This is a genomic window from Acidobacteriota bacterium, assembly GCA_034211275.1.
Lineage (GTDB): Bacteria > Acidobacteriota > Thermoanaerobaculia > Multivoradales > JAHZIX01 > JAGQSE01.
Genome location: JAXHTF010000011.1, coordinates 61,338 through 72,666, shown reverse-complemented (window position 1 = coordinate 72,666; position 11,329 = coordinate 61,338). Strand labels below are relative to the sequence as shown.

Here is an 11,329-nt window from a genome sequence, read left to right as displayed (position 1 = left end):
CCGAAGGTCATCTGGTTGAGGGTCAGGCCGGCGAAGTAGAGGAGGCCGAAGGCGGAGATCACCGAGATGGGGATGGCCATGGCGATGATCACCGTGCTCGACCGATTGCGCAGGAAGAAGTAGAGGGTGAGGATGGCCAGCAGCGAGCCCCACAGGCCGGCGGTGCGCACGCTGTCGATGGACTGGCGGATGAACTCGCTCTGGTCGGAGATCACCGTCAGGTAGAGGTCGTCGCGCTCGGCGAGGATGCGGTCCACCTCGGCGCGGATATCCTCCGCCACCTGCACGGTGTTGGCGCCGCTCTGTTTTTGGATCCGCAGGGTCACCGCCGGCACGCCGTTGATCTCGGAGAGGTAGCGCACGTCCTCGTAGCCGTCCCGCACCGTCGCCAGGTCGCGCACCCGCACCGGCAGGCCGTCGACGGTGGTGACCACGGTGCGGGCGATCTCCTCCACCGTGCGGTACTCGCCCTCGGCGCGGACGTAGAGGTTGTTGGTGCCGCTCTTGACGTCGCCACCGGGGAGGGTGACGTTGGCGCGGCCGAGGGCGTCCACCACGTCGAGGGCAGTGAGCCCGGAGGCCTGGAGGCGGTCCCGCAGGAGCTCGATGCGGATCTCCCGCTGCACGCCACCGCGAACGGTGATGGCGCCGACGCCGGGAATCTGCTCGAAGCGCCGGGCAAGATCGTTTTCCAGAATGCGGGTGAGCTCTTCCAACGGCCGGGTGGAGGTCACCGCCAGGCTCACCACATCGATGCGGTCGAGATCGAGCTTGAAGATCTCCGGCGCCTCCGCCTCCACCGGCAGCTCGTCCCGCAGGCGGTCGAGGGCCGAGCGCACGTCGTTGGCGGCCTCGTCGATATTGGTGCCGCGGCCGAACTCGAGGGTGATGCGACTCCTACCCTCGGAGGATTGGGAGCTCACCCGCTCGAGATTGGGCAGGCCGGACAAGGCGTTCTCGATGGGATCGGTGAGGATCTTCTCGACCTCCTCCGGTCCGACGTTGGGGTAGCCGGTGAAGACCGTCAGCTGGGTGAATTCCACCTGCGGTAGCAAATCCACCGGCAGCTGAAGGAAGGAGGTGATCCCCAAAACGATGAGGATCAAGAAAGCCATGGTGGTGGCCACCGGGCGGCGGATGGAGAGACCGGTGATGGCGGCCATCAGCGATCCTCCCCGCTCTGCTGCTCCGCCGATCCGCCCTCACCGGAGCCGTCGCCGATGGCCGGGGCGAGATATTCGCGGTTGGAGGGAGGCTGGGAGCCACGCTCCTCGGCGTAGCGGCGCTGCTTGGCCAGGAAGCGTCGCAGGAGGTCCTCCCGCTGCAGATCCTGAAGGTTGAGCACCCGCTGCCAGCTCGCCGGCCGCACCCGCGCCGCCAGCTCGTCGGCGGCGCTGCCGCTGAGCAGCTGCTGCCCCTGGGTCACCACCCACTCCCCTTCTTCGACGTCGGTGACGCCGATCATCCCGCGCCCTTCCGCCAGCACTTCCACCGGCCGCAGGGTCACGGGATAGGTCTCCTCGCTGAGGGGGGGCAGCGAAGCTTCGTCAGCGTCCGCTCCCGACGCCGACTCCGGAGGCGCGGAAAGCCCCTGGGCGGAGTCGAGGACATAGACCCCCAGGACACCGGTGGCGGGATCTTCCCAGGCGGCGGCGGTGGGCACCAGGGTCACCCGGTCGCTCTCTCCGTAGAGCACGTCCACCGCCACGAAGGTACCCGGCCGCAGCGGAGCCTGCGGTGAGTCGAAGTCGATCTCGCCGACGGTGCTGAAGCTGTTCTCGTCGAGAAAGGGAGAGATGCGGGTCAGGGTGGCCTCCAGAGGCTCGCCGCCGTTAGGCAGGATGCGCACCGGCTGGCCTTCTTCGATGTAGCCGAGCATGGCCTCGGTGAGGGGAATCTCCACCCGTAGCTGAGTCAAATCGCCGACCATGAAGAGGGTGGTGTTGGGATCCACCAACATGCCCACCTCCGCGTTGCGCTGCCCCACCCGGCCGCTCACCGGGGAGCGCACCACCGCCCGGGCGACGTCCGAGCGGCGCTCCTGCACCGTTGCCCGAGCCTGCTCCACTCGCGCCTCCGCCTGCTCGGCGGAGGCCTGGGCGGCGCTCAGCTGGGCCTCCAACGTCTCGAGCTCCAGCTCACTGATCAGGTCTTCCTCCGCCAGCCTGCGGGAGCGCACCGTCTCCGCCTCCACCTCCGCCACCCGGGCGCGAGCTTCCGCGGCGGTCCCCTCCGCCAGCCGCAGGCTCGCCTCGGCCTGGCGCAGCTGGTCCTGCAGGCGGCTGCCGTCGAGACGCACCAGGGGCTGCCCCTGGGTCACCGTGGCACCGCTCTCTACCAGCACGGCGGTGACCGGCGCCTCGATCTCCGGCCGAATGGCGACCTGGTTGCGCGCCTTGACGGTGCCGGAGAGCCGTTCCTCCAGCGGCAACGCCCCCTCCCGCGCCGGCACCGCCTCCACCGCCGGCGCAGGCAGGGCAGCCTCGGCGCTGGGGTCGGAGCCGCCGGCGCAGGCACCCAGGAGCAAGATCAGCCCACACGAGGCGACGAGGGGCAATTTCCGCAGGATCTGCCGGGAGCTGAGATTCGTTTGAAGTGAGATGGGGGACGGGACCCGCTGAGGGGTCGTTGATCGGTTCATGCAACCTCCACGCAGAGTATAGGCGGAGCGGTTGACGCACCCCAAGAACTGACGATTTCGTCACCCGACCCGGCGAATCTGGCTGATCCATGTCCCAATCTATGCAAGATCACGCACTTGCACCTTCGACTATGAGCAAAGAGCTCCCACGGTCCGCTCGTCCGAGCGTCCCAAACGTCACGAAATAGTCTGCCGGCTGACTTGTCACCTCTGTGGACAGCCCCTAGACTCGCAGATTCTCAGAAATTTCGCTTTTTACCTCAGAAGGAGGAATGTTGATGTTCCGTCGATTATTTGTTCTCTCCCTGCTCTGCCTGGCTTGTAGCTGGTCCCTGAGCTCTGTGGTCGATTCCTCGGCCCAGGCTCAGGGACGTACCGACTATCTGAACGTCGAGAGTCCCCAAACCCATCCCATCGAAGTCTTCCAGGTTGCCGGCCAGTCGTATCTCGCCGTGGTCAACACCCCGGCCAGCACCCTCGAGATCTGGCACACGGACGAGCGCATCCCCTCCAGGCATCGCTTCATCACCCGCGTGCGCACCGGCCTGGAGCCCGTCTCGGTCCGCTGGCTGCCCCAGCGCAAGCGGCTCTACACCGCCAACTTCCTGGGAGATTCCATCAGCGTCGTCCAGGTACTCCCCGGCGGTCGGGACGGCCTTCGAGCCCGGCTGGTGAAGACCACCCGTGTCACCGACGAGCCGGCGGACCTGGCCTTCGCCCCCGGTGACGGTCCTTCGGGCATCTCGGTCTTCGTCCCCCACTCCATGCTCGACGCCTACGGGGAATACGACAGCCGGACTCTGGAGCCGGTGGCCCCGGGGTCGGAGTACATTTTCGCGACAGTGCCGGCGGGGGAGGACATTGACGGGCTCTTCGGTCCCGACATCTTCGCCCTCAAGCATCCCCGGAGCGTCGCCGCCGGCTGCGGGCAGCTCTTCTTCGCCTCCATGATGGGCGGCAACAGCGACATCTACGACTTCGACATCTTCCGCCGGCCCGTGGGCTCGGACCAAGGGATCCGCATCCCCGGTCTCGGCACCAGCATCTTCGCCCTCGGCTTCGCCCCGGGCGGTGAGCTGCTGGCGGTGGGCACCGAGGCCCGCAACGCCGAGCTGCGCACCGAGCCGGTGGTGGCCGCCGCCGACACCGGGTTCACCCGCAGCCTGCTGCACGTCATCGAGGATCCCTGCGGTGAGGCTCCCGTGGTCCACAGCCGCGACCTCAACGCCGTCCCCGCCGCCAACCTCACCGGCGGCCTCTACGCCATCTCGTCCACCGGCGCAGTGATGCCCGATCCCTACCAGCCGGTCGCCAAGGCCGAAGCCCTGGCCCAGCCCACCGACGTGGCGGCCTTCGAGGCCGACGGCGGCATCACGAAGATCTTCGTCACCGGCTTCGGCAGCGACCGCATCGGCGTCCTCGAAGCCGACACCGCCGCCGCCGCTCTGAGCTGGCCGCGGCGCACCATCGACGTCGCCCCGATCGCCGGCAATCCCATGGCTGGCCCCCGCGGCCTGGCCCTCAAGCCGGCGAGCCGCCGCGGCGGCCCCCATGCCACTGGCGCTCGGCTCTACGTGGCCAACCGCCTGGACAACTCGGTGACGGTCATCGATCCGATCACCGAAACCGTGGTGGAGACCTTCCCCCTCACCCAGGACCCGACCCCGGAGTACATCCGTCACGGCCGTGAGTTCCTGTACAGCGCGAACCTCTCCGGCGCCGGCTTCGTTTCCTGCGCCAGCTGCCACATCGACGGACGCAGCGACGGACTGGCCTGGAATCTGGGCCTCGATCCGTCCCTCCCCACTACGCCCATCCCGCCGGAGCTGATCTTCGACACCAACTTCTTCCCCAGCGAATTCGTCGCCGACAAGGGTTGGACCACCACCCAGTCGCTCCAGGGACTGTTGGATTGGGAAGTGGATCCGGAGACTCAGGGCCTGTTCACCAACGCGCCCTACCACTGGCGCGGGGACCGAGAGGATTTCATCGCCTTCAATGTCGCCTTCGATGGCCTGATGGGCGGCTCGGAGATCAGCGCTCCGGAGATGGCGCTCTTCGAGGAGATGATCAACTCCATCCACTATCCGCCCAACCCCCGCCAGCCGCTGGCGCGCCAGTTCTCGGGTAGCTTCGGCGATCCCCAGGACGTGGCCACCGGCAGCGGCGGCCAGCGCGGCCTGAAGATTTACCACTCCTTCCGCCCCGGTGAGGGCGGAGCGGAAACCTGCGGCCATTGCCACGTCCTGCCCATCGGCTCGGACAATCGCATCACCGACGAGCCGCAGCTCAACGCCGGTCACGACCGGGAGTTCTTCGCCTTCCCGCAGCCGGTTTCAACCCCGGGCCTGCGCGGCATGATCGGCAAGGAAGCCACCGTCAAGCTGGACGGCAATCCGGCGCTGCCCGGACCCTACGCCATTGCCGGCATGGAGGGCGTGGGCATCACCGGTTGGATCAGCGAGCCCACCTTCCTGCCCAACTTCAACGACTTCGCCGATGCGGACCGGTTCTCCCAATTCCTCTTCGGTCCGGACCTGTGCGGAGCTCCCTTCGTCTCCTGCCCCGACCTGCAGGATCTGCTGACCTTCGTCTACGAGATGGATTGGGGCCTGGCTCCCCGGGTCGGCTATGCCGTCACCCTGCATCGCTGGAACGCCTCCGATGCCGCCCTGCTGGCGGAGATCCAGGCCCTCGAGGACCAGGCCGCCAAGGCCTACCTCGGAGTGGCGGTGCAAGCCTCCCTCCGCGGCGGCGAGACGGGCTTCTGGCTCGACGTCACCGGCGCTACCCCGGTCTATCGCCAGGAGCCCTCGGGCACTGCCTGGACGCGCTCTCAGCTACTCGCCGCGCTGGTGCGGCCCTTCGACCGCCTGGTCTTCCAGGGCACGCCCCTGGGCGACGAGCGGCGTCTGGCGTCGACCACCGGCTCCGCCGCTCCCCTCAACGGACCGGCACCGGCCAACGTCGAGCTGCTGCCCATGGCGCCCCTGGACATCTACAGCCCCATCACCACCCTCACCGAGGAGTGGTTGGGGCCGGAGCCGGGCCTAGCCCTGGCGAGCTTCGGCGGCATTCACTCCCACGCCGTGCGCCTGTTCCAATACGGCCTGACCCAGGACGGTCCGCCGGACGCCTTCGGGCTGCCGGGGGTCCAATGGGACGCGCCGCGGCTCTTCCAGGTGGCAGGTGAGCACCTGCGCCCGGGAGCCGAGCTCCACCTCTTCACCCATTGGGATGACCAGGCGGGCTCGCCGCCGAATCTCAGCCTCGGGCCGGAGGATGCCAACCAGGTGCTGATGCGCCGCTCGGTGCTGCCGCTCTATCCCACGGAGGAGCGCACCGCCGACGGCCGGGTGGTCTGGAAGACGGCGATCCAGGCTCGCACGGAGGTCATGTATCAGCTGATGCTGGGAGGCCGCTTCGCCCCAGGCGTCCAGGATGCCCTGGCGGACAGCTCCATCTCCATCCCCGAGCCGCCGCCGGCGGGCATGTTCGATCCGGTAGCCTGGAACTGGCACTACGTGCGGGTGGTCAACGCCGACGGCACCCAGACCGACGCCGGCTGGGCGCGCATCACCTTGCAGTAACCCCGGCCGACAACCCCTCCTGAAGGCTACCCACGGAGCCCTTCAACCATCGAGAGCAGGATCCAAAGCGCCCCCCGTACGGGAGCGCCGAGGGTCCTGCTCTCGGCTTTTGGCAGCTCCCGTATCTACTCAAAACTCTGTGGCTTCAATCACCGCCACCGTGCTACGTTCGCCGAGTGTGCCTCTGACTCACCCCCTGCGCTTCAGGCTTCCGCCGGCGCCGAGATCACCCAGTTGCTGCAGGCCTGGGAGAGCGGGGACGTGGAGGCTCGGGACGAGCTCTTCACCCGGGTCTATCCAGAGCTGCGGCGCATCGCTCGCCGGCAGCTCGGCGGGCGCCGCCAGACGACCCTCCAAGCCACCGAGCTGCTGCACGAGACCTACCTGCGGGTCAGCGGCCAGCAGCGGCTGTCCTGGCAAAGCCGCCTGCAATTCTTCGCCTTCGCCTCGCAGGTGGCGCGGCAGGTGCTGGTAGACCGCTACCGGCGCAAGGACTCCCTCAAGCGCGGCAAAGACTTCCAGCAGCTGACCCTCGATGCGGAGCGACTGACGGCTCCGGAAGCCCCGGTGGACGTGCTGGCCCTCGACGACGCCCTGACCCGCCTGGCGGACTTCGACGCCGAGGCCGCGCGGGTGGTGGAGCTACGCTACTTCGGCGGCCTGACCCTGCCCGAGATCGCCGCCTGTTTGTCCATCGGCGAAGCCACCGCCCAGCGCCGCTGGAGCATGGCCCGCGCCTGGCTCCGGCGACAGCTGAGCTGAAGGTAAGGCCGAGCTCCGTGGACATCCACCGCTGGCAGCGCCTGGAGGAGCTCTGGGATCAGGTCTCGGCGCTGCCGGAGAATCGAAGGAGACGCTTCCTCGACGAGCTGCACGCCCGGGATCCGGCCCTGGCGAAGGAATTGGAGCAGCTTCTCGAAGCGGCCGAAGACGACCAGTTCCTGCAGGCGCCGCTGCTGGCGCAAGGCGCTTCCGAGGAACGATCGGAGAACCCGCGGGAAGACCCTTGGGAAGGCCGCCGAGTGGGCCGCTATCGTCTGTTGCAGCCCATCGGCGAAGGGGGAATGAGCCGGGTCTACCTGGCGCGGCAGGAGGGCGTGGACTTCGAGCGCCCGCTGGCGGTGAAGCTCCTCCGCGGCCTGTCGCTGCCGGAGGCGGATCAACGGCTGGTGGCGGAGCGCCGAATCCTCGCCTCCTTGGAGCACCCCAACATCGCCCGCTTCCTCGACGGCGGCAGCACCGAGGACGGCATCCCCTTCGTGGCCATGGAATACGTCCCGGGCCTGCCCATCACCGAGCACTGCTGGCGCAGCTCCACCGAGCTTCGGGACGTCCTCGAGCTCTTCCGCAAGGCGTGTGAGGCGGTGCAATTCGCCCACTCGCACCTGGTGGTGCACCGCGACCTCAAGCCCGCCAATCTGTTGGTGACGGAGAGCGGCGAGCCCAAGCTCTTGGACTTCGGCCTCGCCAAGCTGCTGGACGAAAGCGGGCTGCCCACCGGCGAGCGCACCGCAACGCAATACCGCGCCCTGACCCCCAGCTATGCCAGCCCCGAGCAGATCGCCGGACGCACCGTCACCACCGCCACCGACGTCTACTCCCTGGGCGTCCTGCTCTACGAGCTGCTGGCGGGGGAACGGCCCCACGACCCCACCGGATTGAGCCCGGCGGAGATGCAGCGCAGGCTGGAGACCGCCGAGCCCCTGCCCCCCAGCCAATGCCTGCACCGGCGGCCAGGAGCCACCGGCTCTGCCTCCGGTCCCCGGTGGCGCTCGCTGCCCCAAGACTTGGACCGCATCGCTCTCAAAGCGCTGCGCCCCGAGCCCTCCGGCCGCTATCCCTCCGCCCAGGCCCTGGCGGACGATATCCAGCGTTTTCTCGACGGCCAGCCGGTGCACGCTCAGGCCCAGACCTGGGGCTATCGACTGGGCAAATTCGTCGGCCGCAACCGAGCCGCCGTGGTGCTGGCGGTGTTGCTGGCACTCTCGCTGATGGCCTTCGCCGTCACCGCCGCGCTCCAGGCCCAGCGCCTGCGGCAGGAGCGCAACACCGCGCTTCAGGAGCAGGAGCGGGCGGAGGAGGCGGTGGCCTTTGTGGAGCATGTCTTCCAGACGCAAAATCCCCACAGCGAGGCCGCCACCCGCGCCGGCATGAAAGATCTTCTCGATACCCAGCAGCAGCGGGTGCTGACAGAGCTCGCCAACCAGCCCGAGCTGCAGGTGCGACTGGCCTCCACCCTCGGCCTCATCTACCAAAACCAGGGCTTTTTTCCCGAAGCTCGGGAGCTCCTGGAGCACAGCTTGGAGCAGGCCACGGAGGCCTACGGCCCACGGCATCTTCGAACCGCCCGCATCGAGCTGCAGCTGGGAAATCTATTGACTAACAGCGGCGACCTGCCCGCCGCCCAGGAGCATCTGCTCTCGGCCCTGAAGAGCTTCGAGATGGAGATGCCTAGGGCCCGGGAGGAGCTCTCGGCAACCCACAGCACTCTTGGCCACCTACTGCGCCTCCAGGGCGACAACGCCGGCGCCGAGGAGGAGTTTCGGCAATCGGTGGAGTTGCTCGAGGAACGGCCCAGCAAAGAGCTGGCCCGACGCATGGGTTACCTGGCGAGCTTGCTGCAAAAGGGTGGGAACCTCGGGGAGGCGGAACGTCTCGCCCGCCGCGCCCTGGCCCTCAGCCAGGCAACCGGATCGGAGCTCGATGTCGCCGAAATGAGCAACATCCTGGGCGATACCCTGCGCAACGCTACCCGCTACCGAGAAGCAGAGGAGCACCTCCACCGAGCCTTGGAAATCTATCGGCGACGCCTCGGCGGATCCGCGGAAACCGCCACCGTGCTCAACAACCTGGGCATCGTCCTGCGGTCCCGGGGGGACTATCGGGGTTCCCGCGCCGCCTATGAAGAAGGCCTGACGATCATGCGCCAGATCCACGGCGACGATCACGTCTTCATCGCGGTGAATCAGGCCAATCTCGGCCGCCTCGAACGAATCTTGGCGGACTTCCCTCGGGCCGAGGCGCGAATCCAGGACGCGTTGCGCATCCATCGCCTCCACGATCTGGAAGACCATCCCTACACCGGCTTCGCCCTCAAGGCCCTGGCCGAGTTGCGGCGCGACCAGGGCCGGTGGAAGGAAGCCCTCGAGCTGGCGGAACGGGCTGACTCGATCTTCGGGGCCCAGGTAGCCCCGGAGCATCCCTGGCGCTCCACCACCCGCCTCACCCGCGGCACGATCCTCCTCGACCAGGGTCGCCTCGACGCCGCGGAGGAAGAGCTCCTCCACAGCAAGGCCGACTTGGAGCAAGAGCTCGGCGCCGAGGCACCACCGGTGGCGGACGTCCAGGCTCAGCTGGCTCGCTTGGAGAAGCTCCGAGGACGCTTGGACGACGCTGCCGATCTCTACCGGCAGGCGGCGCAGCGGTGGCGGGAGGTGGACGAAGAACATCCGGAGCGGGGACTCTGTCTCGCTGTCCTGGCCGACATCGAGCGCTCCCGGGGCCGCAACCGACAAGCCCGGGAAGCCCTGGAGCCAGCGTTGCCGATCCTGCGCAACGCCCTGCCCCCGGAGCATCCCGGGCTCCTCGCCGCGGAGCGGACCGCCGGAGAGGTCTTCCCCGGCGGCCTACCCGGTGATCGGTCGATCAGGCTTCAGGACGCTCCGAAGCAGAGCGGATCGCCGAAGACGTAGTTGATCCCCTGGAAGTTCACCGGATAGTCGACGGTGACGATGCTCCGGTTCGTCTGGCTCCACTCCTGGAAGTAATGGGTCACCATCGGCAGCGACTCTCGAGTCGGTACCGCATAGGCCGGAACGCAGCTGTCGAGATAGCCCGCCGTGTCGGTGAAGATCAGTGTGACGGGGTCCGTCGAGGCCGACGAATGCCCCTCCTGGTATCCCACGAGCATCACCGGATCCCCGGCCCGATCCGCACTCAGAACCTCCACTCCGTCCGCCGGAACCATGGGCGAGAGATCGCTCAGAACCGGCGTCCCGGTGCCGCCGGTCAAAGGCGCCGGCACCGTCAGCACCAGGTCGCCGGGGAAGTAGCTCTGCATCACCGCCACCAGATCCCCCGACGGATTGAACACGAATTCGATCGGCCGAAGCCCGGATCCGGTGGCCATGCGCGTCGCCGTGCCCGCCAGCAGTGAGCTGTCCACCGGGAAGAAGGTCACGTCATTGTCGGCAGAGCGCCCGGCGACGTAGAGGCCGCCGGTGGTGTTGGAAGACCCCACGGACTGCGCCATGGCCACGTCGTCGAGGGCGACGACGCCTTCATATTGGGCCGCGGTGAGCAAAGCTCCGGTATGGGTTTCCAACCTCATCAAGACCAGCCCCTGGGGGTCGTCGGCCTGGAGCTCGGAGATCCAGCCTCCCACCACCAGACCCTCGGGACCGTAGGACACCTCTACCCAAGCGACCTCCCGCGGCAGCTCGTAGGTACGCGACCAGAGCACGCTGGCCGCACCGTCCAGGCGCGCCACCACCGTCACCGGCGGCGCAGGAGGGTACGGGTAGGCGTCCCCCAAAGCGGCCACGATGGCGTAGCCACCGCGCAGGCTCTCTGCGTCCCGAACCCGTAGGTAGGCCCCCGGATCGCCGCTGACCTGGATCTGCTTCGCCCAGTCGACGTACAGGAGATCGGCGTCCACGTGCACGATCCAGCTGGCCCAATGATCACCAAGACCGGGACTGTATTTGTTGATGAAGATCGCATAGCCCTCACCGTCGTAGATCACGTCGACGATCTCGAACTCCGCCTGTTTGAGACCCAGGAACGCTGAGCTGAAGGAGTAGGTGCGGGCAACCTGGTTGGGGTTCTTGATGGTGAGATCCAGATGGGCCCCCCAGAGGCTGCCACCAGGGACCTCCCGGATCGAGGCCATGACCCACCGATCACGGCTGGTGTCGTAGGCACCGTGGGCGCCCGCTCGGCTGCCGTCCAAGAACGAGTAACTCTCGACGAAGGGTTGGCTTTCCGCCGGCGGGGCCGGCATTGCGAGAGCACAGAGCAGAGTCAGAATCCAGACGAGAGAAAATAGACGTTGCATGATGAAGCTCCTTGTAGTTTTCACGTCGCGTCGGGGACGCGA

At 67.7% G+C, this 11,329-nt stretch carries 6 protein-coding genes; 3 read left to right on the top strand and 3 right to left on the bottom strand.

Annotated elements, in window-relative coordinates; genetic code table 11:
- Both SX243_03980 and SX243_03975 read right to left on the bottom strand, forming a co-directional pair.
- A partial coding sequence (locus tag SX243_03980; protein MDY7092111.1) for an efflux RND transporter permease subunit occupies nt 1-1,163 on the bottom strand: 1,163 nt, incomplete at its 3' end.
- A complete protein-coding gene (locus SX243_03975) occupies nt 1,163-2,641 on the bottom strand; it encodes an efflux RND transporter periplasmic adaptor subunit (GenBank protein ID MDY7092110.1) in 1,479 nt (492 codons plus the stop codon). The genes SX243_03980 and SX243_03975, both read right to left, overlap by 1 nt.
- Nucleotides 2,642-2,919: 278 nt before the next feature.
- On the opposite strand from SX243_03975, the gene SX243_03970 reads away from it, so the two are divergent.
- Genes SX243_03970 through SX243_03960 form a run of 3 tightly spaced genes read left to right on the top strand, consistent with a single transcriptional unit; the run spans nt 2,920 to nt 9,923 of the window.
- Nucleotides 2,920-6,231, top strand: a complete 3,312-nt coding sequence (locus SX243_03970) for a hypothetical protein (GenBank protein ID MDY7092109.1) — start codon at nt 2,920-2,922, stop codon at nt 6,229-6,231.
- Nucleotides 6,232-6,279: 48 nt separating this feature from the next.
- Entirely contained in the window at nt 6,280-6,993 is a 714-nt protein-coding gene (locus SX243_03965; protein ID MDY7092108.1) for an ECF-type sigma factor, read from the top strand.
- Nucleotides 6,994-7,010: 17 nt separating this feature from the next.
- Nucleotides 7,011-9,923: a tetratricopeptide repeat protein gene (locus SX243_03960; GenBank protein MDY7092107.1), complete on the top strand. Its 2,913-nt coding sequence runs from the start codon at nt 7,011-7,013 to the stop codon at nt 9,921-9,923.
- Here SX243_03960 and SX243_03955 read toward each other — a convergent pair.
- On the bottom strand, nt 9,884-11,287 hold the full coding sequence (locus tag SX243_03955) for a hypothetical protein (protein MDY7092106.1): 1,404 nt from the start codon (nt 11,285-11,287) through the stop codon (nt 9,884-9,886). The two genes, SX243_03960 and SX243_03955, sit on opposite strands and share 40 nt — an antisense overlap.
- Nucleotides 11,288-11,329 lie beyond the last annotated feature (42 nt).

Excerpts from the sequence above, each read along its gene's own strand:
- SX243_03975 (MDY7092110.1), bottom strand. The coding sequence starts at position 2,641 with ATGAACCGATCAACGACCCCTCAGCGGGTCCCGTCCCCCATCTCACTT.
- SX243_03955 (MDY7092106.1), bottom strand. The coding sequence starts at position 11,287 with ATGCAACGTCTATTTTCTCTCGTCTGGATTCTGACTCTGCTCTGTGCT.
- SX243_03970 (MDY7092109.1), top strand. The coding sequence starts at position 2,920 with ATGTTCCGTCGATTATTTGTTCTCTCCCTGCTCTGCCTGGCTTGTAGC.